Genomic DNA, 23921 nt, shown 5'->3' on the forward strand with positions numbered 1-23921 from the left:
ACGTCCGGCGCCGGAAACGGCGCGCAACCCGCCGGGTACCCCCGCTCCTGGTGCGTTTCCGCTCTGGGCACGCCCCGGTCCCGGCGACCGGATCGCAGGCGTGAGCCTCAGTCGTCGCGCCGGACGTGGACCGGGTCGCCGACCTCGACCAGGCGGAAGATCCGCTCGGCGACGTGCGAGGGAACTCTGACACATCCGTAGGCGGGGCGGCCGGCCGGAGACGGCACGGCGTAGGAACCGGGCCCGGTTGTGGGGATCACACCGGCCGGGAGGCCGGAGCCGCCGGACGGCCTGGACGTGGGCGCGTGGCCGGAGCCTCCGAACAGGGGGGAGGCACCCGTGGAAGCGGGGCCGATCGCCGGAGCCGGTCCGACCGGGTGGGAGCGGCCGGAATGACGGACCGGACCGAAGGAGGGGGAAAGGCCGGTGGACCGTGGCGGGTCGGCGGGCTCGACGGGCGGCAGAGCGTACACGGGCTCCTTCACCCAGCGCACCGGCTTGACCGGAAGCTTCAGAAGGATGGGACGCGCCGGTCGGACCGGGTGGGCCGGCCCGCCCAGGGGAGCCGGAGAGGGGGAACCGCTCAGGGGAGCCGGGGTGGGGGAGACAGACGCCCGCCCTGCCTCACCGACGGAACCTGCGGATCCGGCGGGCCCGGTGGCCCCGGTGAAACCGGCCGCCCCGGCGGATCCCGCGGACCTGGCGGACCCCGCGGAGGTCGTTTCTCCCGTGGGACCGCCACCCCGCGCCTCGTTTCCGGTGGCACCGGGGAGCCCTGCCCGGGGACCGCTCTCGAAGGAGAACGTCTCGTACACCGAGGCCAGTGGATCCGTGCCTAGGTGCGGGACACGCCTGACGACGCTGAAGTCGCCGACCGGGGTGGTCGCCGCCGTGCTTCCGCCGTACTGGCAGAAGGAGGCCCCGTCACCGACGGTGACGTGGGAGATCAGCATCGGGCGGCGCTCCCGGTAGACGATGAGGAGCTGACGGTCCAGGTCGATCTCCACCCGCCGGGGCTCCCCGTCGGGAATGAGCGGCGGCAGCGTTCGCGGCCGGGCGAGGGCCCGCCAGGTCTCCTGCCCGACCCCGTCCCGGAGTTCGAGTCCCTGGGACTTCTGGAAGGCCCAGACGGCGGACTGGGTCTCCGCGCCGTAGTAGCCGTTCACCAGGCCCGGTGCGAACCTCAGCTTCTGCAGCCTGCGCTGTAGCCGCTCCACGGGCTGGCTGTAGTCACCGGGACGCAGGTGCCTGCCTCCGGTCGGCACCGGGGCCGCGAACCCCAGCACCCCGAGGGACACAGCCACTGTTCCCGCCAGGTACTTGATCACATGGCGATAATTACCCTCTCGGTCGAAGGCCGCCGTGGCGGGGATCGCAAAGAATCGCCCAGCCCGTGATGGCCCGAGCCGTTCGTGTGCAAAAATTGGGCCATGCACAGAGTCGTGGTGCTCGCTCTGGACGGCGTCATCCCCTTCGAACTGGGCATTCCGGCGCGGATCTTCGGCCTGGCCAGGGGAGCGGCCCGCGAACGGCTCTACGAGGTCGTCACCTGCACCGTGGACGGCGGCCCGGTCCGCACCGACGCCGACTTCTCGGTCTCGGTCGACCACGGAGCCGAGGCACTGGCCACCGCCGACACCGTGGTGCTCCCCGCCACCCACAGGCTCGGCCCGATCTCCCGGGAGGGAAGGCTTCCGGAACCGCTGGCCGAGGCGATCGGCCGCATCAGGCCGGGCGCCCGGCTGGTCTCGATCTGCACCGCCGCCTACGTGCTCGCGGCGGCCGGGCTGCTCGACGGCCGCCCCGCCACCACGCACTGGAGCAGCACGGAGGCGTTCCAGAAACTGTTCCCCGAGGTCAAGGTCAACCCCGACGTGCTGTTCGTCGACGACGGGGACGTGCTGACCTCGGCGGGGGTCGCCGCCGGGATCGACCTCTGCCTGCACATCGTCCGCCGCGACCACGGCAGCGAGGTGGCCAACCACGTGGCCAGGCGCTGTGTCGTACCGCCGTGGCGTGACGGCGGCCAGGCCCAGTTCATCGAACGCCCGATCCCCGAACAGCCCACGGCCGCGACCGCCGCGACCAGGACCTGGGCGCTGGAACGCCTGAACCGGCCGCTCTCCCTCGCCGAACTGGCCGCCCATGCCCGGATGAGCCGCCGCACCTTCACCCGGCGTTTCCGCGACGAGGTCGGCCTCAGCCCTGGCCAGTGGCTCACCCTCCAGCGGCTCGAACTGGCCCGCCGCCTGCTGGAGACCAGCGACCTCCCCGTGGACGACGTCGCCGAGCAGGCGGGGTTCGGCACCGCCGCCTCACTGCGGCAGCATCTGCAGGCGACCGTCGGCGTCTCACCGATGGCCTACCGCCGTACGTTCCGGCCGTCGGCCGACCAGCCGGTCAGCCGTGGCGCAGGTGCTCGCGGCTGAGATCGAGCAGCATCCGGACGTGGACGTCGGCGAGGCGGTAGTAGATCATCCGCCCCGCCCGGCGGCTGGCCACGATGCCCGCGGTCCGCAGCAGCCTGAGCGCGTGCGAGACGGCGGTGTCACTGACCTGGACCGTTTCCGTCAGGTCGTAGACACACAGCTCACCGGCTTCGAGCAGGGCGTACAGAAGCCGGGCCCTGGTCGGGTCACCCAGCAGCCGGAACAGGTCGGCGAGCTGGGTCGCCTCCTCCGCGGTGACGAGCCCGTCTTGTGTCACTGCCGGCTCGGTTTCGTCAGACTCCGCGGGAGCGCGTGTGTCGAGTGCGGTGGCGGCATCCATGGGCGAACTCCTGAACAGATGCTCAAATGATAATCACTATCATATCAAGTTCTCCATCCGGGTTATGGAACGTTCTCCATCCGGTTTTACGGAACGCGCGAACCACGCCTCCCACTCGTGTCAAGGCCCCCGCCGTCACCCGCCACCGTCACCTGCCGTCACCTGCCGTCGTCTGACGCCGTCACCGCCGACGGTCATCCGGCGCGGTCGTCCAGCACAGTCGTTCGGCACAGTCGTTCGGCACGGTCGACGGAGCCGGCAGAAGGCCGTCAGGCGGCAGGGGCGGCGCTCAGCGGCTCCGCGATGTCCTCCAGGCTCCTGCCCTCCGCCTTGACGCCGAGGAACATCTCGACCACCCCCGCGGCGATCATGAGGATGGCGCCGACGCAGAAGGCCAGCGCCGTATCACCCGGCCTGCCGCTCTCCACGAGGTTGGCGAAGACCAGCGGACCGGCGATGCCGCCGACGAAGGTGCCGACCGCGTAGAAGAAGGCGATGGCCATGGCCCGCGTCTCCATCGGGAAGATCTCGCTGACCGTCAGGTAGGCCGCGCTCGCCCCGGCCGAGGCGAAGAAGAGCACCACGCACCAGCAGGCGGTCAGCGTGAAGGCGGTCAGCATCCCCTGGTCGAACAGCCAGGCCGTGCCGAGCAGCAACACCCCCGAGCCGACGTAGGTGGCGGAGATCATGGGAACGCGGCCGACGGTGTCGAACAGGTGCCCGAGCAGCAGGGGGCCGAGGAAGTTTCCGACCGCGATGACGGCGAAGAAGTAGCCGGTGGTGGTGTCTATCTTGAAGAAGGTCGACAGGATCTGCGCGTATCCGAAGGTGATGGCGTTGTAGAGGAACGCCTGCCCGACGAAGAGGGAGAAACCGAGGATCGTACGCCTGGGATAGCGGGCGACCATGGTGTGGGCGATCCGCCCGAAGCCGATGGATCCGCGCTGGTGGATGGTCATGGACCGCTCGGGCTCGTCGAGACGCACCCCCTTCTCCCGCTCGATCCGCGCCTCGATGTCGTCGACCAGTTCCTCGGCCTCCCGGTCCCGGCCGTGGATGAACAGCCAGCGTGGGCTCTCCGGCACGTGCCGCCGTACGAGCAGGATGCCCAGACCGAGAACGACGCCCAGGCCGAAGGCGATGCGCCAGCCGATGTTCGCCGCGAAGCCGCCGAGCAACGGCACGGTCAGCAGGGCTCCGCCCGCGGCGCCGAGCCAGTAGCTGCCGTTGATGACGATGTCGATCCGGCCGCGGTGACGGCTGGGGATGAGCTCGTCGACGGCGGAGTTGATCGCCGCGTACTCGCCGCCGATGCCGAAGCCGGTCAGGAAGCGGAACAGGAAGAACCACCACGCCGAGAACGACAGCGCGGTCGCGGCGGTGGCGACCAGGTAGACGACCATCGTGATGATGAACAGTCTTTTGCGGCCGAACCTGTCGGTGAGGTGACCGAAGAACAGCGCCCCGAGGCATGCCCCGGCCACGTAGAGGGCGGCCGCCGTACCGGCCACCTGGGTCTGGGTGATCTCCAGGCCACTACCGGGCTTGGCGAGCTGGGCGGAGAGGTTGCCGATGATGGTCACTTCGAGACCGTCGAGGATCCAGACGGTTCCGAGACCGATGATGATCATCCAGTGCCACCGTGACCAGGGCAGCCGATCCAACCGCGCGGGGACCTTCGTGGTCACCGTCCCCGTCTCAACGTCGCTCATGACGCGACCGGCTACCCCTGGGGGATCCCCCCATTCCCGGCGATCCCCTTGTCACAGGTCAACATGGTCGTACGGCTCCGCGATCGGATCGCGAAGCCGTAGGGGCGATGTCACGACGCCCCCGGAGGACACCGGACGGCCCGTCCCCGTCGCCCGCCGACGCCGGTCAGCGAAGGGCGCACGGTTCCCGGAGTCCTCTCGTGCCCGGCCCCCAGGGGAACGGGGACTCCTTCCGTTCCGCGTGCCGGGCGTCGACGAAAGATGATGGGAGATGTTGGGAACGGTCTCCCAACGAGGTTTCCCTGCCGAGGACGCCGGCTGTCGTGCACCATGGCATCCGTGAAGCGAAACGACGAATCCGTCTGGAACCCCCGGACCCCGTCTGACCCCTGCGACGACCGGGCGGGTTCCCGGCCGGGAGAATTTTCCTGACCGGAGTGGGCCTTCAGGGCAGGCCGTACTTTTTCCTGATCGCCTCGGCCTCCTCCTTGGACACCTGACGCGGCGTGCGAGCCAGCACCTGACGCAGGTCGGAAACGATCCGGTCCGCCGAACCACGCAGACGCGTACGGTACTGGGTGAACTGCCCGTCGAAACGTTTGGCGGCCGGTCCCGACCACACCGCGCCGGACTGGAGAGCCCGGAAGGGCGCCTCTGTCGTTAGGGAGTCGCCTGCCTTGAGCTGTTCGGCTCCTAGATGCACGAACTCGGAGGCCAGTTTCGCCGACAGGTAGCCCCGCGACGGGTTCTGCGGTGAGCTGTCGTGGTCGCGGAAGACGAGCGTCGCGGCTTCCAGTGCCTTGCCCAGTGCCTCTCCGCCGTCGCTCATACTCCAGTCGGTCAGGAAGTGCTTCAGGGCGGTGGGATCGCCGGCGAAGAAGTCCTGGGCCGCTGCGGGGTTCTTACCGAGTGCCTCCATGAGAGGCACCATGACCTTCGACTTCACACCGGGAGGGAACGGCTCCCGATCCCACGCGTCGATCTTCTTGGCGAGCGCCAAAAGGAACGGGGAGGCGAAGGTGCCGTGCTCGAGTGCCAGCGCGACCGCCTGGTACTCGTTGCCCGGCCAGCCGAGAGCGGGCCTGGAAGCGAGTTCGTCACGCCAGGCGTCGCTCAGCTTCGAGCTCGCCGTGCCCAGTGTCTTGCCGAGGGCGACCTGGAGCCGCGTCGCCTTCTTGTCTTCTCCCCGTTCCACCGCCTTCGTCATCAGTTCGCGGAACCTCGTCGCGCCCAGTGCGTTCATCAGCCCCGTGGCGAACGTCGTGTTTCCCGTGCGCTTTTCCAGCTCGGCCACGGTCTTCTCGTCGACCTCGCCGTTCTCGGCGGCCTCGGTCAGTTTGAGGGTCGCGGCGTAGACGTCGGGGTCGTGGGCGGCCTTGCCGTACAGGGTTTCGTCGAAGGCGGCCAGGCCGGCGGGGACGGTGGCGGAGGCTCCCCACGCGGTGTGTTCGGCGCGGATGGTCTCGCTGCGGCGGCGTAGGTCGGGGCGGCTGGTGCCGATCCAGCTCCGGACCTCGCGCAGGGCGTTCAGGCCGGAGGTGTCCAGGTCGAGTTTCTGCAGGGTGCCACGGACCCGTGGCTCGTTGCGGCCGAGGATCTCCTCCGCCATGCCGAGCCCTCGTTCGAGCTCGTCCATCGCGGCCGGATCGATCCCCGAGTACTCACCGTCCACACCCGGGAGCGTGGTCGAGGAGGGGTGCGGCATGGGTGAGGGCGGAGCGGCGGGGGATGCCGGCGGCTGGGCGGGACGTCGAGCGGCCAGGGACGGCCGAGGGGGCGGGGAGGCCGTCGGCAGTGGCGAGGGCGTGGGGTACGGGTGGGCCATAAGGACGACGGGCTCCAGCGCGGTCGGCGGGACTCGGCAACTCCGGTGACAAGATTGTTTTCAATCTGTCTTCCGACAAAGATCTATACGAGTCCGGCATTTCGATTAATTCGTATTTTGTGCGCGACACGAGCGGTGGACGGATCCCAGTGTCCTACAGAACTCCGGCCCCCAGCACCTTGCGAAACTCACCGACGACAGGACGATTCCGCCGCTCGAAGGGTACGGCACGCAGTACCATCTGTCCGGTTTCAATGATGTAGGTGTCGCGACGGTCGGCGGGCAGGGAATCGATCACCGCTACCGCTCGGCGCATTCCCTCTTCCACGCCTCCGTTGACAACCGCGCACAGTGCCTCGTGAAGCCTGACATTCATCTGATATTGATGGCTTCCAGTGATCCTGAGGGTGTTGTCTCGGGCGGTGTCCGCTTTGGTTTCGTCGCCCGCGCCAGCGTAGACCCAGCTTTCTGCGAAATGGACCTGGCTCGCCGTCCAGAAACCGAATGAATCCCCTGATACCCCCTTTTCTGCGAGGTCGAGAAGGGCGTTCAGCGTCTGACGCGCCTCGTCGTGTCTGCCGGACAGAGACAGCGCCTTCGCCCGAGTGGCCAGCAGGGTGAGAGAGGGCTTACCCGCGAGCCGTTCGGCCTCGCCGAGAAGGTGCAGGATCGTCTTCTCGGTGCGCTGTCCGTAGAGACCGCCTGCCGCTTCCTCCGCGCGGACCAGCACGCGCGTCTCCAGATCCCCGGAGGCGTCGGCCGCCCGGCGGGCCGTCTGCGACCAGCGGATGGCGGATCCGTGCTGGCCCAGGCAGGTCATCCTGTTGGCCTGAAGGTTGGAGAGCACGGCGATGACCCGTTGCAGTCCCGGCGCCTCGGCGGGGGCCGAGCCCTCCAGCTGACGCCGCAGCGTGAACAGGTCGACGACTAGGTCGGCCGCCACCTGCTCGGGAGGGCGTGTCCGCAGCGCGTGCAGATGGTCGGCGCAGGCCAGGTTCCAGTCCTCCACGCTGCGGAAACCTTCGTCGAGGGACAAATCAAGAAGGCGACGGATCGGCTCACCGGAAATGCCGAGCGTTCCGATTCCGGCTACCGCGAGTCGCAGAAGTCGACGACGCTCCACGGCGTCCTCCTCGTTGCGGATCGAGGGTTCGTTTTCGATGGTACTCCCGGCCAGCCTTTCCATATCAACCACAAGAGCGCGAATTGCCACAAGCTGACCGTTGGCTCCGAGAACCTCGTCAATCGCCCGTACGTGGTCGGCGTGTGGACGGGCGAGGCCGCGCTCCCAGCGCGACAGCTCACCATTGTCGACATATGCCTTTTGGGAGACTTCTCGCATTGAGACGCCTCTGACTTCTTCCCGCCAATGGCGCATCAAAGCACCCAGAAGATGCCACGGGGATTCCTGCGGATCAACGAGGTGAGAGGTGTATGGCATGTCCGCTCCGCTTGACGGTGCCGTTGGGGCACCGCCCCCAATGGCACCCCAATGACGTTTCCCTTCGAGGAAATCCAAATCTCTTCCACTATTACATCCGCGAGGCGAAAAGCCCCGGGAAACGGTGGATCCGTCCGCCGGCCACGAAACTCCGACCGGAAAGGCCCCTGCACCGTGACCGGCCCCCGGCACCGCGTCCCCCGTCCCGGAGACAGCCCTTCCTTGACGGCTGCGAGTGGGACGGCCCGCCGTACCGGACCGTGGACGCCGACACCCTTGACGAGTTGCGAGCCGAGATCCTCCAGCAGGAGGAGGCCGCCCTGCGCGCCGTCGCGTGGGACACGGCCGACGGCCGACGGCCGACGAGCGGGCGCGGCGGCGGCCCTTCCCCGGCGTCCACCGCCGCGCCGTACGACGTGCGGCTCGGGAAGGAGAGGCCCAGGCCGCACTCCGACGCGGCCTCCTCGCACTTGCGGAGAACACACCCGTACGGCACCGCCGGACGCGTGTTCGCGAGGACGCCGCCCGTACCGGCCACAGCCCCCTGTGGCCGGTACGGCCCCCCACCCCGGTCAGCCGGGATCTCCCGCCCCAGACAGCCCGGATCCCCCCTCCCGGACAGCCGGAATTCCCCGTTCCAGGGCGGTCAAGACTCCCCGCCTCGGGCAACCGGGACAATATGCCCACCTTTTCGGTACATTGCGCGGATATTGGGTGAGGCGAGGTACTGCCAGCTAGGGGGAGCGATGAAGGCCCGGATCACGGGCGTCGCGACGTATCTGCCGCAACGGATCATGACCAGCGCGGAGGTCGAACGGCGGATCGAGGGATATATCCCCCACCGAGGTGTCATCGAGCGACTGACCGGCATCCGGTCGCGCCACGTCGCCGACGACGACCAGCAGGCCTCCGACCTGGCGGTGGGGGCCGTCCGCCGCCTCGGCGACCACGCGGACGCCGACCTCCTGATCTTCGCCTCCGCCTCGCAGGACATGGTCGAGCCCGCGACCGCGCACATCGTGGCGGCCAAACTCGGGATGTCGTGCCCGGTCTTCGACGTCAAGAACGCCTGCAACAGCGTCCTCAACGGGATCCAGGTGGCCGAGGCATTGATTCTGACGGGAGCGCACCGCAAGGTGCTGGTCTGCTCCGGCGAGGTGCCGTCGCGGGCGATCCGCTGGCGGGTGCGGGACCACGCGCAGTTCGTCGACTCCTTCGCCGGATACACGCTGTCGGACAGCGGAGCCGCCGTGCTGGTGACCGCCGACGCCGAACGCGGGATCTTCTACCGCGACTTCGCGGCGGACTCGACGGCCTGGGCGATCGGCACCCTGCCCGGCGGTGGTTCGGTGCACCCCCGCGACCCGGAGTACTCCTACTTCCGGGGTGACGGGCGGCGGCTGAAGGAGGCGTTCGCACTGGCCGGGCCGGACATCTTCCTCAACGCGCTCAAGCGCACCGGCCTGGGCTGGGACGACTTCGCCGTCGTGGCCGTGCACCAGGTGGCGGTGCCGTACCTCGACTATCTGGCCACGGCGCTCGGCATCCCCGAGAACAGGCTCGTGGTCAGCCTCCCCGAGCACGGCAACTGCGCCTCCGCCACGCTGCCGCTGCAGCTCGCGCTGGGCGAGTGGAAGCCGGGTGACCGGGTGGCGCTGCTCGGCCTGGGCGGCGGGATCAGCACCGGCGTGATGCTGGCGGAGATGTGACCGAGGACGGGCGTGAGATCGGAGGGCCCGTGCCCGACACCGGCGAGGACGCGATGAACCTGTGGGTGGTCGTCCCCGCCTACAACGAGGCGGCGGGCATCGAGGCGACGCTCAGGGCGCTGGCCGGCCAGGACGACCGCGACTTCACGCTCGTCGTGGTGGACAACGCCAGCACCGACGGGACCGCCGAGATCGTCCGGCGGCACGGCGTCCAGGTGATCACCGAGACCAGGAAGGGCACCGGCGCCGCCTCCGACACCGGCGTGCGCCACGCCGTCGCCAACGGCGCGACCCACATCGCCAGGACCGACGCCGACTGCCTGCCCCGCGCAGACTGGGTGCGCAGCGTCCGGCGCGCGTTCGGCGACGGGCTGGAGATGATCGGCGGCAGGCTGCTGCCCAGGACCGACGAGTTCCCGCTGAGGTTCTGGGAGCGGCGGCTCATCCCGTTCGTGGTGGACGTGGCCGCGACGTTCGGCCGTTTCCGCCCCGGCAACCGGTCTCCGGAGTATCTCGGGCCTTACGTGATGATGCCCGGCTGCGCCATGGCCATCACGGCCTCGCTGTACGAGCGGGCCGGGGGTTTCCCGAGGACCGCGATCGAGGAGGTCCACGAGGACCGCGCCCTGGTCAACCGAGTCCGAAAGATCACCTCCGCGTACGGCTCGCGCCGCGACGTCGTCGTCTACGGTTCGGTCCGCCGCCTGCGGGCGTACGGCCTGGCGGGCACCCTGGCCTGGTACGCCGATCACCGCTACCGCCCCGAAGTGATCGACATCCGGTGAACCACGAGACCCGTCTCCACCTGGCCGCGCACCCCTTCGCCTATCCCCTGATGCGGCTGCTGGCCCGTCTCGGCCCCGTGGTCCGGGTCCCGGGGCTGGGGGTCGTGGTGAACGACGCCGCCACCGCGCGTGCCGTGCTGAACGACGAGCGCTTCCGCAAGGACGGCCCCGGATCCCCCGGCGACCTGTGGACACCGGTGCTCGGCCCCTCGGTGCTGCTCAACATGGAGGGGCCGGGTCACGCGGCGCTGCGCAGGAAGCTGATGCCGCTGTTCACCCCGGCGTACGTCTCGGCGCTGGTCACCGACGTGCTGCGGGAGCCGCTCGACGATCTCTCTGCGCGTCTGGAGCGGGGGGAGACGGTCGACCTGGTCGACTCCATGCGGACGATGGCCGGGGCGGTGATCTGCCGGGTGATCGGGCTGGGCGAGGTCTCGCAGGCGCGGGCCAGGGAGCTGTTCGCGGACGGGGAGCGGATCGTCTCGATGGTCTCGCTGCGCTCCCGGCGGTTGAACGAGCGGCAGGTGGCGATCGCCGGACGGGTGCTGGACGGGATCGGGGACATCGCGCAGGCCGCCTACGAGGCCGGGGACGAGTCCACGGTCATGGGCCGGATGCGGGCACAGGGACTGTCCGCCGCCGAGTCCCGCGGCGCGGCGGGCGCGTTCTTCCTGACCGGTACCGAGACGGTCGCCACGTTCGTCCCCAGGCTGATCGCCCTCCTGCACGACCACCGGACGCCGGTCGACGACTTGGACCGGGTGATCGAGGAGGCCATGCGGGTCACCACGCCGACGCCGGTGATGCTGCGCTCGGTCGGCTCGGCGGCCCGGGTCGGCCGGGTGGCGGTACGGCCCGGCGACAGGGTGCTGATCGTGACGCACAACTGCGCCCGCGCCTACGGCCCGTTCGACCCCGCGCGCAGGCATCCTCCCGAGCTGCGGCGGATCTGGTTCGGCGCGGGCCCGCACTTCTGCATCGGCTACCCGCTGGCCCTCGCCGAGATCCGGGCGGTGGCCTCGGTCCTGCTCTCCCACAACGTGCGCGTCGTACGGCGGCGCGCGGCCAGAGGAGTCCTCATTCCCACCTACGAGCACCTGTGGATCACGGCGGCATGAACGACATCGTCACCGGGATCCTGTCCGCGGCCGAACGGGAACCGGACCGGGTCGCCCTCATCGACGGCCGGGGCCGCGAGATCTCCTACGGCGAGCTGGCCCGCCGGGTGAGGGCGGTCCGCGACGCGATGACCGGCCATCCCGGGGGAACCTCTCCGTCCAGAGCGCGGGAACCCGGAGCGCGGGAACGGGGCACCGGGGAGACCGGGGAAACCGAGAAGATCGGGAAGAGCGGGGAGATCGAGAACGGCGTGCTGTTCGCGGTACGGCCCGGCGTGGACGCCGTGGCGCTCGCGCTGGGGGCCGTGGCCGCGGGCGGGACCCTTGTGCTCGCCGACCCCGGGCTGGCCCCCGACGTCCTCGCCGCCCGCATGACCGCCACCCGTCCCGGCTGGGTGGTCGCCGAGTCCCTGCTCTACACGCTGAGCGGCCCGCTCAAGGGGCCGGCCCGCCGTCGCGGCCTGCTGCTGCCGAACCTCCGCGACCCGCTTCCCGGACGGCCCGTCCGCCACCTCCACACGGGCCCCTGGCTGCCCGGCGTGCCCCGGGGGGCCCTTCGCCTGTCCCGGATTCTCAGGGCGTCCGGCCCTTCCGGTCCGGCGGACCCGGCAGGCGCCGTCCGCCGGGTCGCCGACCGCGCATCGGCGCCGGACGGGCCCGCGACACCGCCCGCCGTACCGGCGCCCGACGAGCGCGCTCCAGCCAGGCAGGAGGCCGGACGGGAAACCGGGCAGGAAACCGGGCAGGAAACCGGGCAGGAAACCGGGCAGGAAACCGGGCAGGAAACCGGGCAGGAAACCGGGCAGGAAACCGGGCAGGAAACCGGACGGGGAACCGGGCAGGAAGCCGGACGGGGAGCCGGATGGGGGGAGGGCGGAGCGGCGGGGCAGCCGGCGGCGGTGATCTTCACCTCGGGGACCACCGCCCGCCCGCGCGGTGTGGTGCACACCAGGGGGTCGCTGGCGGCGGGGCTGGAGCTGTTCCGCAGCGTCTTCCCGCTGGGACCCGGCGACGTCGTGCACACCGACCAGCTGATGCTGGGACTGCCCGCGCTGATGGCCGGGGCGACCTGGTCGCTGCCCGGAGGCGGGGACCTCGCCGAGGAATTGGCCGCCAGGAGGGCCACGCACACCTTCGCCGTCCCCGTTCACCTGGACAGGCTGCTCCGCCGGACGCCCAGGCTTCCCCGGACGCTGCGTTACCTGCTGCTCGGCGCCGCCCCCGCGCCCGCGGCCGTGCTCCGCAGGGCGATCGAGGCCGGACCGGAGGTGCTGTCGGTCTACGCGATGACCGAGGCACTGCCGATCGCGATCGCCTCGGCGCGGGAGAAGCTGGAGCAGGCCGAGGGAGACCTCCTCGGGACGCCCCTTCCCGGGGTGGGCGTCCGGATCGCGGACGACGGCGAGCTGTTCGTCTCCGGACCGCACCTGGCCCGGCGTTACCTCGGCGAGGAGCCGCTGACGGAGATCGCGACCGGGGACCTGGCCCGTCTTGAGGAGGGCAGGCTGGTACTGCTCGGCCGGAAGAAGGACATGATCCTCCGTGACGGGGTGAACATCTACCCCGGCCTCTACGAGCCCGCGATCGCCGCCCTGCCCGGGATCGCCGAGGCCGCGATCGTCGGGCTCGGCGACCCCGAGACGGGGGACGAGGAGGTCGTGCTGGCGGTCATACCGACCGGCGACTACGACGAGGGCCTGCTCAGGAAGGCCCTTCCCGAGATCGTGGACGCCGCCGCGCTCCCCGACCGCGTCGAGCCTCTCGACGATTTCCCCCGCTCCGGCCGCGCCGACAAACTCGACCGGGCCGCCCTCCGCGAACTGGTCGCCCGCCGTGCCTGAACCCGGCGCGGTCGGCGTCCCCGAAGGGCGGCGCGAGGAGGGGGTGGCGCGGTGCGGCTCGGGGTGACGGGTGCCTCCGGGTTCGTGGGCGGGGCGGTCTGCCGCGCGGCCGTGGAGCGGGGATGGGAGGTGCGGGCCTTCGGCAGGCGGCCGTCCGTCGAACCGGGGCACGTGGGCGGCGCGCCGTACACCTCCTGGGACCTTCTGGGGGACCGGTCTCGCCTGCCCGAGGTGGACGCGGTGGTCCACTGCGCCGGGAGCGTCACCGATTGGGGGGCGCCCTCGGCCATCTGGGCGGCCAACGTGGACGGCACCCGCAACGCCGCCGCGGCGTTCCCGGAGGCCAGGTTCGTCCACGTGAGCACGGCCAGCGTCTACGACCCGTTCCTGCCGACCGTCATGGCCACCGAGGACCGGGCTCCCGCCCGCGGGTACGTCAACGCCTACGGCGCCTCGAAGGCCGCCGCGGAGGGGGTCCTGGACCGGGCGGTCGTCCTGCGGCCGCACGCGATCTACGGCAGGGGCGACACGACCCTGCTCCCCCGGGTCCTCGGCGCGGTCCGGGGCCGCAGGCTCCTGGCGGTGGGAGACGGGCGGCAGCGGATCAGCCTGACCTCGGTGGACAACCTGGTCCAGGCCTGTCTGCTCGCCGCCGCCGGTCCCGTCGAGCGGGGAGTCTTCAACGTGACCGACGCCGAGCCCGTCGTCCTCGACGACGCCCTGCGGGCGATCCTGCGGGAACGCGGGATCGACGCCGAGCCCTACTACCTGCCCCTCGCTCTCGTCGAGCCCCTGGCCGTGGTCGCCGAGAGCGCGTTCCGGCTGCTCGGCCGTGCGCGTCCGCCCCGGCTCACCCGCTACGCGGTGGGTCATCTGGCCGTGGAGCGGACCCTGGACATCACGGCCGCCCGCGACCGGCTGGGGTACCGCCCAGCGGCGACGTCGTTCGCGGGCGCGGCGGACTGGTGAGAGGGCCGCGGGCCGGCGACGGGGAAACGCGGACCGGTGAGAGGGGAACCGTCCGGTGAGCGGTGAGGCGGACGACGAGGACCGGGGCCGCGGGCCGGTGACGAGGAGACGACGAGGAGACGCGGAGCGGTCAGGGGGAGCCCGTGCCCGGGGAGCCGGTGCCGGTCCGGGAGAGCCGCCTGTGACGGGCCACGAAGGCCACCCCGGCCAGGATCAGGCCGACGACGAACAGCACGCGCAGGCCGATCCACAGAGACCGCGTCAGCGCGTCGAAGACCGCGGTCGCGGCGGCGGTCCACGCCCCGTCGTTGCCGGCGAGGCCGGGCAGTGAGACGTCCCGGACGACGACCAGGACCACGGCCAGCACGACCATCCCGGCGGCCAGACCGAGGCCGACGCCGATCGACGCGCGCCACCGGTCCCTGGCGACCAGCGCCCCCGCCACCAGCAGGACGGCCGAGAGGATCGGGAGCACCCACTTGAGCCTGGTCAGCCAGGTGTAGACGGCCCGGGCCCTGACCAAGGCCGCCGTGGAGAACAGCTCGATCCTCGGGTGCAGGTCGGGCAGGCGGGCGGCGACCACGACCCCGGACTCCACCATCACCCGCCTGGCGGCCTCGTACACCGCGGTGAGGTCGAGGCTGACCGTCCCGTCCCCCGCGGCACTCGCGCGAAAGCCCTGACCTGACAGGACGGCCGACAGGTGCCGGTGCGCCACCCGGTTGATCCGTTCCCAGACGGGAGGAAACCTGTCGCCGACGACGACGGAGTCCACCGGCCCGCGGATGACGTCACCGGAGAGGGAGGCGTCCAGTTCCCGTAACGGCTTGGTGGTCACGGCGGTGACCCGGTCCGCGACGACCTCCTGGACCGCCCGGTCGCCGGCCAGCGGGGTCACCGCCGTGACGTAACGGTCGGTGTCGCCCAGCTCGCTCGTCGCCCAGAGCCCGACGAGGGCGAGCGGAGCCGCGACACAGCCGAGCACGATGAAGATCACACTGATCGCTCTCCGCACGGCATCCTCCTCACCCGCCCTAACCGGGAATCCCCTTATTCATCTGGCAAAACCCATTAGACGTTCTTTTTGACCGTGATTTGAAAAACCGCAATCCCCTGAACGAGTGGGAAAACCAGCGAGAATCCGTACACCGAATCTTGACTCAGGCTTCCCTGCGCGTCGTGGGGGTACCTAGCTCATTTATCCGAAAACCATTACTAACCTGCGAGGTGGGGGGCCGGAGGACGGGAGATGTTGGACAGATGGCAGGTAACAGGGATCGCTTGAGCGTCGGGACAGGCCTGGCTCTCACGCTGGGTTCCGCCGCGCTGTGGGGCCTGGCGCATCTGTGGACGGGAAGACGCGTCACGGGCGCCCTGCTGATGGGCGTCTACCTGAGCGCCGTCACGGCCGTGGTGGCCGCCCTCTTCGGAGCCGGGGCCGAATTGCTCTCCCTGATCGTGCAGCCCGGCTGGCTGTGGGCCTTCACGCTGGGCGGGATCCTGTTCGCCGCCGCCACGGTGGCCGTGGTCGTCCGGTCCTACCAGCTGGTCCGTCCCGAGTCGCTGTCCGGCCCCGCCCGTTACCTGTCGGCCCTCGCCGTCGGCCTGCTGTGCGCGCTGGTGATCGCCCCGATGGCCTACGCGGCCCGGCTGGCCTACCTCTCCCGGAGCGTGGTGACCTCCGTCTTCGGCGCGAGCGCGACGCCGATCCCGGTCGATCCGTGGAGGGGTCGCGAACGGCTCAACATCCTGCTGATCGGCGCGGACGCCGCGGCCAACCGCATCGGCGTGCGCACCGACAGCATGACCGTGGCCAGCATCGACACCAGGACCGGCGCGACGATGCTGTTCGGCCTGCCCAGGAACCTGGAGAACGTCCCGATGCCCCCGGGTCCGGCCCATGAGCGCTTCCCCTTCGGCTTCGGGGGCGAGCCGCCGTACACCCCGGGCATGCTCAACGAGATCTTCCAGTACGCCGAGGACTACCCCGCGATGGTTCCCGGCGTCCCCAAGGGCCAGCGCGGGCCGGCGCTGCTGAAGAAGACGATCAGCGACTTCACCGGTCTCGACATATCCAACTACGTGATGGTCGACATGTACGGCTTCGCGAAGATCATCGATGCGATGGGCGGGGTGAAGGTCACCATCAAGGCCCCCATCGTGTACGGCAGGCAGAACGAGGGCCTGATCCAGCCCGGGACACGCAGGCTGTCGGGTGAGGAGGCGCTCTGGTTCGGCAGGGCCCGCACCTACAGCGACGACTATGTCCGGATGGGCAGGCAGAAGTGCCTGATGAACGCCATCACCAAACAGGCCGATCCGGTGACGGTGCTCAGGAGCTTCGAGAAACTGGCCGACGCCACGATGAACGCGGTATCCACCGACATTCCACGGGAACTGCTGCCGAACCTCATCGAACTTTCGGACAAGGTGAAGAGCTCCAATATCAAGAGCTTCCAGTTCGTACCCCCGCTGATCGACACCGGCAACCCCGACTACGGTCTGATCAAGCACAAGGTGGCCGCCATCCTGTCGAGGTCGGATGACGCCCCCTCCGCCCCCTCCGGCTCCTCCGCCCCCTCCGGTTCCTCCGGGAACGCCCAGCGGCACCCCGGAAACGGTCCCACCAGCCTCGACACCGTCTGCGGCTGAGCAAAAGCCCGGCGAAGCGAGGGCGCGCGAGTCACCATGGATGATGTCATGGATCGGTGACTCAACGTGATCACGGAGGTTCCGGGATGAGGTGTCCCCCAGCGAGCGCGGCCCTGTTCGCCGCCGCCGTACTGGCTCCCGGCGGGCTTCCCGCCTGGGCGGATCCGCCCGCCGCGATCTCCATCATCCTCGACGACGGCGTACGGCAGGCCGCCCCCGGCAGCGAGAGCACCTACACGCTGCGCGTTTCCAACCGGGGTGACACCGCCCTTGAGGGGATCACCCTCGCCCAGACGCTGCCCCCCTCGCTGTTCTTCGTGAGCGCCGACGCCGGAGGCCGTGCCCAGGACGGGACGGTCTCGTGGACGGTGGACGTCCCGGCGGGGCGGGAGACCGTCGTCCACCTGAGCGCCCGGGTCGGCGATCCGACGGCGGACGAGGTGCCGAACCTGGCGACGACCGCGTGCGCCCGCCGGGGCGACGGCGGGCCGGTGCTGGTGTGCGCCACCGACATCGACACCATGGTGATCCAGGAGGAGAGGTCACCGAGGTGGCTCCTGCCGCTCTCGCTGGTCGTGGGCGGCGCCCTGGTCGGGATCGTCTTCCTGATCCGCCGCCGTCGCCGCCACCGTCATTCCCGGGAGACCTGACAAACCCGGCACACCGAACATTCCACCCAAAGCACACTGCCCGCACACACCGCCCGACGCACCCCCGGACACGCCACCCCGGCGCACCGCTCACGCTCACCACCCGGCACACCGCTCACGCACGCCGCCCGGCACACCGCTCACGCACGCCGCCCGACGCGCCTCCCCGGACACGCCACTTCGACGCATCGCTCGCGCACGCCGCCCGATGCGCCCTCCGCGCGCGCCCCCCAGGATTCCGGCGTTCCGGGTTTCGGTCGGCGAGCGTGGACCGAAACCCGGCGGCTCCAGCCGGCCAGGATCCCACAGGCGCGCCACCGCCAACCGGCCACCCGGCTCACCGAAGGCCACCCGGGGCCTACCAGGGACACCAGTCCGCATCTATCGCACTAAACCCCAAAGTGGTTACTGATACCACACGAGAGAACACGAAGCGGTAACAGTGCCCCCCTCCCTACCTTTTCGGCTTGACATCCACCCCCGCTCGGCTCTTATATGCACCTAACCGACTTATTAAGTAGGAATTAGGGAGTAGTCATGAACGCTCGCAGGGCTCGCGGGGTGGTGGCGGCGCTGGCCGCACTGGCACTCACGACCTTGGCAACCGCCTGCGGGAGCTCGGGAGGGACGGGCACGGCGGGCAGCAGCGCCTCCGCCGGCGGTGACAAACTCGCGGAGGTCCGGCTCGGATACTTCCCGAACATCACTCACTCCACTGCGCTGGTCGGCGTCGAGAAGGGCCTCTTCGCCAAGCACCTCGGCGGCACCAAGCTCACGACCACCACCTTCAACGCGGGCCCCGCCGCGGTCGAGGCGATCTTCTCCGGCGCGATCGACGCCACCTACATCGGCCCCAACCCGGCCATCAACGCCTGGGCCAAGTCCAAGGGCAAGGCGATCAAGATCATCGCCGGCGCCGCCTCCGGTGGCGTCTTCCTGGTCGTCAAGCCCGAGATCAACAGCGCCGAGGACCTCAAGGGCAAGAAGATCGCCACGCCGCAGCTCGGCAACACCCAGGACGTGGCCCTGCGGTACTGGCTGCAGGAGAAGGGCCTGAAGACCGACACCAAGGGCGGCGGCGACGTCAACATCGTCCCGCAGGAGAACTCCCAGACCCTGCAGACCTTCGCCACCGGCGACATCGACGGCGCCTGGGTCCCCGAGCCGTTCGCCAGCCGCCTGGTCCAGGAGAGCAAGGGCAAGATCCTCGTCGACGAGCGCGACCTCTGGCCGAACAAGCAGTTCGTGATCACCCACCTGATCGTCCGCCAGGAGTTCGCCGCCCAGCACCCGGAGGCGGTCAAGCAACTCCTCGAAGGCCACGTCGAGGCCAACGCCGCGATCAACGCCGACCCGGCGGACGCCGCCAAGACCGTGAACGCCGCCCTGGAGAAGCTGAGCGGCAAGCCGCTCAAGCAGGAGGTCCTGGACAGCGCGTTCAAGAACATCACCTTCACCAACGACCCGATCGCCTCCTCCCTGCTCGGCAGCGCGGACCACGCGATCAAGGTCGGACTGCTCCAGCCGGTCGACCTGAACGGCATCTACGACCTCAAGCCCCTCAACGAGGTTCTCAAGGCACAGGGCCAGCCCGAGGTAGCCGACAAGTAACCACCTGATCCGAATCACCAGGAGGGCAAGTGACAGCTCCGCTCACGGAGCGGGCGTCCCGCCGGGCCGAGGGCTCCGAGCCCGCGGTCCGGCTGGACGGCGTCTCCAAGATCTACGGCCAGGGCAGGAACGGGCTCCTGGCTCTCGACAACATCTCCCTGTCCGTCGCCCCCGGCGAGTTCGTCAGCCTGCTCGGCGCCTCGGGTTGCGGCAAGAGCACACTGCTCTCCCTGGTCGCCGGACTGGACAAGCCGACGGCCGGCACGCTGGACACCGGGACCCGCAAGATCGCCATGATGTTCCAGGAACCCGCGCTGTTCCCCTGGCTCACCGTCGCGGCCAACGTCGAGATGGCGCTGCGGGTGCAGGGCGTGGCCAAGAAGGAACGGCGGGAGCGGGCCGCGGAGTTCCTGGAGATCGTCCACCTGGGCGGTTTCGGCGCCAAGCGCCCGCACGAGCTGTCCGGCGGCATGCGCCAGCGGGTCTCCCTGGCCCGCGCGCTCGCCCAGGAGGCCGACGTGCTGCTGATGGACGAGCCGTTCGGCGCGCTGGACGCGATGACCCGTGACCTGCTCCACGACGAGCTGGAGCGGATCTGGCAGAAGCGCGGGCTCAGCGTGCTGTTCGTCACCCACAACGTCCGCGAGGCCGTACGGCTCGGCGACCGGGTCGTGCTGCTGAGCAGCAGGCCCGGCAAGGTCGCCGAGGAGTTCCCGGTGGAGATCGACCGGCCTCGCCTCACCGATTCGCCGGAGGTGGCCGAACTGGCCTCGACCATCACCCAGCGGCTACGCCAGGAGGTTCTTCGCCATGGCCGTTGACCAGGCATCCCCCACGGGCCGGTCGGCCGACGTCCACGCCGCCCAGCTCGCCGGCCTCGACGCCCTCGAACTCGGCGGCGGCACGAGCAGCGGGCTGGCGGTCCGCCTCTGGGGACGCCTCTGGCCGATGCTCCTCGCGGTCGCCATCGTGCTGGTGATCTGGCAGGCCATCGTGTGGAGCGGGCGCTGGCCCGAGTACGTCTTCGCCGGTCCCGCCGAGACCTTCGGCAGGCTCGGCGAACGCCTCTCCGACCCCGAGTACTGGCACGCCATCTCGGTGACGATGCGCCGCGCGATCACCGGTTTCGCGGTGTCCGTGCTGGTCGGACTGGTCATCGGCGCCCTGGTCTCCCGGATCAAGGTGCTGCGGGCCGCCTTCGGCTCGCTGATCACCGGTCTGCAGACCATGCCGTCGATCGCGTGGTTCCCGCTGGCCATCCTGCTGTTCGGACTGACCGAGAGCGCGATCACCTTCGTGGTCATCCTCGGCGCGGCTCCGTCCATCGCCAACGGCCTGATCACCGGCGTCGACTACACGCCGCCGATCCTGCTGCGCGCGAGCCACGTGCTCGGCTTCCGCCGCCTGCAGCTCTACCGCCACGTGATCCTTCCGGCGTCGCTGCCGTCGTTCCTCGCCGGGCTCAAGCAGGGCTGGGCCTTCGCCTGGCGCTCGCTGATGGCCGGTGAGCTGGTGGTCATCATCGCCCACCAGTCCTCGCTGGGCGAGCGGCTCTTCTTCGACCGCGAGCTGGCCGACTCGGCCGGCCTGCTCGGCACGATGATCGTGATCCTTGTCATCGGCATCGGCATCGACCTGCTGTTCGAGGCGGCGGACAACGCGCTGCGCCGCCGCTGGGGCCTCCAGCAGGTGCGCAACTGACGACATGCGGATCTCCGCCAGAACCCAGTACGCGCTGCGAGCCGTCGCCGAACTGGCCGCCGCCCCTCCCGGCCCCGTGCCCGCCGAGAAGATCGCGGTGGCGCAGAACATCCCCCGGAGGTTCCTCGACAACATCCTGTTACAACTGCGGCGGGCCGGGATCATCCACAGCCAGCGCGGCCCCGAGGGGGGCTACTGGCTGGCCCGGCCCGCCGAGAAGATCACCCTGGCCGACGTGATCGTGGTCGTCGAGGGCAGTCCCGAGCACTCCGAGCGCGCCGACTATCCGGGGGTCGCCGGGCCTCTGGCCGACGTGTGGAGCGCGCTGCGCGAGTATGAGAAGACGCTGCTCAGCGAGATCACCCTCGCCCACATCACGAAGAACGCGCTGCCCTGACGGCCGCCCTCGCCATGCCGCGGACCACGAGATGGTGGAAGGGCCGGATCACGGTGAAGTAGACCGGCCCCGTCCAGCGGTGGTACTTCACGATCGTGACGACGTGGAAGCGCCCGGGCTCGGCCACGACCGCGAGACAGGCGGTGAGGTGCGACTCGGCGACACCCGACACGTGGTAGCGGTCCTCCTCCGCGTCGATCACGGTGAAGAACGACAGTTTGTCACCGGGGGTGAACGAGACGTCCTCGGGGCGGATGTCCGGGGCGGAGGGGATCCCCCGCTGCCGCATGCCGAGCAGGCGCACGAACCCGGCGCGGATCCGGTAGAGGAAGCGCATCCAGCCCGGATCCCAGGAGACGAGCCCGTGGAGGAACTCCCTGAGGGTGAGGTCTCCCTCGACGGTCTTGACGTCCACGTGGTCGGCGTCGCGGACCAGTTCGCGAAGGCCCGGCAGGTCGCCGGTCAGGGTGTGGAGCAGGGCGTGGGTCGGGGACGGTTCCACGGTTCGTGTCACGATCGCTCCCGTGCGGGTAAGTAGGGACGCAGGGCCAGGTCGTAGACCCCGCGCAGTTCCCCGGCCGTCAGCGACGGGACGAGGTGGCCCGCGCCGATCAGGATCAGATAAAGCAGCCGCGCCATGGTCTGCGGATCCTGGCCGCCGTGCTGCTCCCACAGAATGCGCAGGTAGTCGATCCTGCGCCGGTCCACCCGCGCCTGTACGGCACGGGCCTGCTCGTCCTGCTGGGCCCACGCCCGCACCGCGATCTCCAGGTCGGGCGAGTCGCCGATGCCCGCGACCAGCTCGAAGAGCCGTTCCAGCCGGATCGTGGCCGGAGCGTGGGCCCCGGACTCGACGGTCTCGATGAACTCCGTGGTGAACCGTCTCTCGAAGTGGTCGAGCAGCGCGGTGCGGTAGGCGGGCATCCCCCGGAAGTGGTGGTAGAAGGATCCCTTGGTCAGCCGGAGCCGCTCGCACAGCAGCTCGATGGTCAGCGCCGGAGCTCCGTGAGCGGCCAGGATCACCAGCCCCTCGTCCAGCCAGTCCTGTTCTGTGGCCATGTCTCCACCATGCCATACGGTTTGGTATGTCGTTGGCCCGGGCACGGGGAAATCTTTCGGTGACTCTCCGTACGATGAACGTCACGAGAAGCACCGAGGGAGGGGGAGTCTCCGACGAAACGCCGACCGCCCCACCGGGAGAGCGCCCCTTCGCGGCTGGAGCGCTGGGAGCGCGCCAGCGAGGTGCCGCTCATCCTCGCCTCCCTGGCCTTCCTGGCCGCCTTCGCGGCGCTCGTGCTGGCTCCCGGCATGCCCCGGCCGTTGAGCGCGGTGTGCTGGACGGTCGTGCTGGGCACCTGGGCGGCGCTGGCGGCCGACATCGCCGTACGGCTGACGCTCGCCCCCGACCGGAGGGCGTTCCTGCTGGGCAACTGGCTGGCGCTGGTGACCCTCGCCGTTCCCACGCTCTGCCCGTTGCGTGCGGTCGGCATGATCAGCAGGGCGACGATCCGGCATCGGCGGCGCCGGCTGGAGTTCCACGCGCAGGTCGCGGCCTACGCCGGGCTCACATCCCTGCTGTTCGGGCTGACCGTGTCCCTCGGCGTGCTCCGCCTGGAGCGCGGCGCGCCCGGGGCGACCATCAGGACCTTCGGCGACGCCCTGTGGTGGGCGGTCAGCACGATCACCACCGTGGGCTACGGCGACCTGTATCCGGTCACGGGGCAGGGCAGGTGGGTCGGCGGCGTCCTGATGTTCGGCGGGATCGGCCTGCTGGGCGTGGTCACCGCCTCCTTCGCGTCCTGGTTCGTCTCCCGCTTCGACGATCTCCACGAAAGGGGCCCGCGCACGGGATCTCCGGCCGACATGTTCGCGGGCCCGAAGACTCCCGGCGAAACGGCCCCGCGCGGAGAGACCGCGCCCGGGGAGAGCCCGCGCGAGGAGTCCCCCGGTGAAGCGGTCCCGCCGGAGAAGGCCCGGCGCGAGGAGTTCCCGGAGGCCCGGCGTGAGGAGGCGCAGGGGCCGGAGGAGAAACAGAGGCGGGAGGGCGAGTCGCCGGGCGCCGAGGCCCTCCGCCTGCTGCGCGGCGCGGTGGAGGAACTGCGCGCCACGGTGGCGGAGCTACGGGAGCTGCGCCGATCGGTCAGGCGCCTCAGACCCGACGACTCCACCGACTCCGACGGCTCCGACAACTCCGACAACTCCGACAGCACCGACGAGCCCGACACCCTCGACACCCTCGACACCCCCGGTGCCCCCGGCGCTCCTGGTGAACCCGGTGCTCCTGGTGAACCCGGTACCTCTGACGGTCCTCGGCGCCCCTGACACTCCTGACCTTCCCGGCGACTCCAACACCCCCCGGCGAACTCCCCGGAACCCCACCAACCCGGTGAATCTGGCGGCGACCAGCGGCGATCCCGAGATCCCGGCCGCCGCCGAGACCCCGCCGGGCGGATCCACCCCGGCGTCCGTCACCCCGATCACGCCGTCTCCGCCTGCCGGAAAATCACCATAAAGCACTAAAAAGCACCACTATCGACCGCGCCATCACCGAACCTCCCGCGCCCATCCCGTTCATACCCGCGACTCCCCCTCATCGGCCGTGGCATGATTATCACTTCCAGGTCCTTGCAATGATTTTCATAATCAGATTGGATCGTCGTCGTGAGGGTGGCATTCGTCGGTAAGGGCGGCAGCGGCAAGACGACCCTGTCGGGGTTGTTCGCGAGGTATGTCGCGAGTCG

General features: G+C 70.1%; 21 protein-coding genes. 13 read left to right on the forward strand and 8 right to left on the reverse strand.

Going from position 1 to position 23921, the window contains the following annotated elements; all coding sequences use genetic code 11:
* Positions 1-107: 107 nt before the first annotated feature.
* Complete coding sequence (locus AB0N02_RS18220; protein ID WP_363947499.1) at positions 108-1328, reverse strand: peptidoglycan-binding protein; 1221 nt, start codon at positions 1326-1328, stop codon at positions 108-110.
* A gap of 102 nt (positions 1329-1430) precedes the next feature.
* Between AB0N02_RS18220 and AB0N02_RS18225 the strand changes: the two genes are divergently transcribed.
* Entirely contained in the window at positions 1431-2429 is a 999-nt protein-coding gene (locus AB0N02_RS18225) for a helix-turn-helix domain-containing protein (protein WP_363947502.1), read from the forward strand.
* Here AB0N02_RS18225 and AB0N02_RS18230 read toward each other — a convergent pair.
* The 4 genes from AB0N02_RS18230 to AB0N02_RS18245 all read right to left on the reverse strand — a co-directional run bounded on the left by AB0N02_RS18230 (position 2401) and on the right by AB0N02_RS18245 (position 7648).
* A complete protein-coding gene (locus AB0N02_RS18230) occupies positions 2401-2706 on the reverse strand; it encodes a metalloregulator ArsR/SmtB family transcription factor (RefSeq protein ID WP_363947505.1) in 306 nt (101 codons plus the stop codon). The two genes, AB0N02_RS18225 and AB0N02_RS18230, sit on opposite strands and share 29 nt — an antisense overlap.
* A 332-nt stretch (positions 2707-3038) precedes the next feature.
* Positions 3039-4481 carry an MFS transporter gene (locus AB0N02_RS18235; RefSeq protein WP_363947508.1) on the reverse strand — a complete coding sequence of 481 codons (1443 nt, stop codon included), beginning with the start codon at positions 4479-4481 and terminating at the stop codon, positions 3039-3041.
* 445 nt (positions 4482-4926) lie between these two features.
* Positions 4927-6153 carry a hypothetical protein gene (locus tag AB0N02_RS18240; protein WP_363947511.1) on the reverse strand — a complete coding sequence of 409 codons (1227 nt, stop codon included), beginning with the start codon at positions 6151-6153 and terminating at the stop codon, positions 4927-4929.
* 307 nt (positions 6154-6460) lie between these two features.
* On the reverse strand, positions 6461-7648 hold the full coding sequence (locus tag AB0N02_RS18245) for a hypothetical protein (RefSeq protein ID WP_363947513.1): 1188 nt from the start codon (positions 7646-7648) through the stop codon (positions 6461-6463).
* A gap of 845 nt (positions 7649-8493) precedes the next feature.
* Between AB0N02_RS18245 and AB0N02_RS18250 the strand changes: the two genes are divergently transcribed.
* Genes AB0N02_RS18250 through AB0N02_RS18270 form a run of 5 tightly spaced genes read left to right on the forward strand, consistent with a single transcriptional unit; the run spans position 8494 to position 14169 of the window.
* Positions 8494-9456 (forward strand): ketoacyl-ACP synthase III, encoded by a 963-nt coding sequence (locus AB0N02_RS18250; protein ID WP_363947516.1) that lies wholly within the window; start codon positions 8494-8496, stop codon positions 9454-9456.
* Positions 9457-9485: 29 nt separating this feature from the next.
* On the forward strand, positions 9486-10241 hold the full coding sequence (locus tag AB0N02_RS18255) for a glycosyltransferase (protein WP_363947519.1): 756 nt from the start codon (positions 9486-9488) through the stop codon (positions 10239-10241).
* Positions 10238-11359, forward strand: a complete 1122-nt coding sequence (locus AB0N02_RS18260) for a cytochrome P450 (RefSeq protein ID WP_363947521.1) — start codon at positions 10238-10240, stop codon at positions 11357-11359. Before AB0N02_RS18255 ends, AB0N02_RS18260 begins: the two co-directional genes overlap by 4 nt.
* Positions 11356-13200, forward strand: a complete 1845-nt coding sequence (locus AB0N02_RS18265) for an AMP-binding protein (RefSeq protein WP_363947523.1) — start codon at positions 11356-11358, stop codon at positions 13198-13200. The genes AB0N02_RS18260 and AB0N02_RS18265 overlap by 4 nt, the downstream gene beginning before the upstream one ends.
* A 51-nt stretch (positions 13201-13251) precedes the next feature.
* Positions 13252-14169, forward strand: coding sequence for an NAD-dependent epimerase/dehydratase family protein (locus AB0N02_RS18270; RefSeq protein WP_363947525.1), 918 nt, complete (start codon positions 13252-13254; stop codon positions 14167-14169).
* Positions 14170-14299: 130 nt separating this feature from the next.
* Here the strand turns inward: AB0N02_RS18270 and AB0N02_RS18275 are convergent, their stop codons facing one another.
* Positions 14300-15184, reverse strand: coding sequence for a hypothetical protein (locus AB0N02_RS18275; RefSeq protein ID WP_363947527.1), 885 nt, complete (start codon positions 15182-15184; stop codon positions 14300-14302).
* A gap of 266 nt (positions 15185-15450) precedes the next feature.
* Here AB0N02_RS18275 and AB0N02_RS18280 point away from each other — a divergent pair, with 266 nt between their 5' ends.
* The 6 genes from AB0N02_RS18280 to AB0N02_RS18305 all read left to right on the forward strand — a co-directional run bounded on the left by AB0N02_RS18280 (position 15451) and on the right by AB0N02_RS18305 (position 21180).
* Positions 15451-16821: an LCP family protein gene (locus tag AB0N02_RS18280; RefSeq protein ID WP_363947529.1), complete on the forward strand. Its 1371-nt coding sequence runs from the start codon at positions 15451-15453 to the stop codon at positions 16819-16821.
* Positions 16822-16907: 86 nt separating this feature from the next.
* Positions 16908-17471 (forward strand): hypothetical protein, encoded by a 564-nt coding sequence (locus tag AB0N02_RS18285; protein WP_363947531.1) that lies wholly within the window; start codon positions 16908-16910, stop codon positions 17469-17471.
* Positions 17472-18008: 537 nt separating this feature from the next.
* Positions 18009-19082: an ABC transporter substrate-binding protein gene (locus tag AB0N02_RS18290; RefSeq protein ID WP_363947534.1), complete on the forward strand. Its 1074-nt coding sequence runs from the start codon at positions 18009-18011 to the stop codon at positions 19080-19082.
* 29 nt (positions 19083-19111) lie between these two features.
* Entirely contained in the window at positions 19112-19903 is a 792-nt protein-coding gene (locus AB0N02_RS18295; protein ID WP_363947537.1) for an ABC transporter ATP-binding protein, read from the forward strand.
* A complete protein-coding gene (locus AB0N02_RS18300) occupies positions 19893-20783 on the forward strand; it encodes an ABC transporter permease (RefSeq protein ID WP_363947540.1) in 891 nt (296 codons plus the stop codon). The genes AB0N02_RS18295 and AB0N02_RS18300 overlap by 11 nt, the downstream gene beginning before the upstream one ends.
* A gap of 4 nt (positions 20784-20787) precedes the next feature.
* Positions 20788-21180 (forward strand): Rrf2 family transcriptional regulator, encoded by a 393-nt coding sequence (locus AB0N02_RS18305; protein WP_363947542.1) that lies wholly within the window; start codon positions 20788-20790, stop codon positions 21178-21180.
* On the opposite strand, the gene AB0N02_RS18310 is transcribed toward AB0N02_RS18305, so the two are convergent.
* Both AB0N02_RS18310 and AB0N02_RS18315 read right to left on the reverse strand, forming a co-directional pair.
* Complete coding sequence (locus tag AB0N02_RS18310) at positions 21158-21694, reverse strand: DUF2867 domain-containing protein (protein WP_363947544.1); 537 nt, start codon at positions 21692-21694, stop codon at positions 21158-21160. The two genes, AB0N02_RS18305 and AB0N02_RS18310, sit on opposite strands and share 23 nt — an antisense overlap.
* A complete protein-coding gene (locus tag AB0N02_RS18315) occupies positions 21691-22239 on the reverse strand; it encodes a TetR/AcrR family transcriptional regulator (RefSeq protein ID WP_363947547.1) in 549 nt (182 codons plus the stop codon). The genes AB0N02_RS18310 and AB0N02_RS18315 overlap by 4 nt, the downstream gene beginning before the upstream one ends.
* Positions 22240-22422: 183 nt before the next feature.
* Here AB0N02_RS18315 and AB0N02_RS18320 point away from each other — a divergent pair, with 183 nt between their 5' ends.
* Positions 22423-23502, forward strand: a complete 1080-nt coding sequence (locus AB0N02_RS18320; protein ID WP_363947550.1) for an ion channel — start codon at positions 22423-22425, stop codon at positions 23500-23502.
* Positions 23503-23921: the final 419 nt, after the last annotated feature.

It is taken from the genome of Streptosporangium sp. NPDC051022 (assembly GCF_040683035.1).
Taxonomy (GTDB): Bacteria; Actinomycetota; Actinomycetes; order Streptosporangiales; family Streptosporangiaceae; genus Streptosporangium.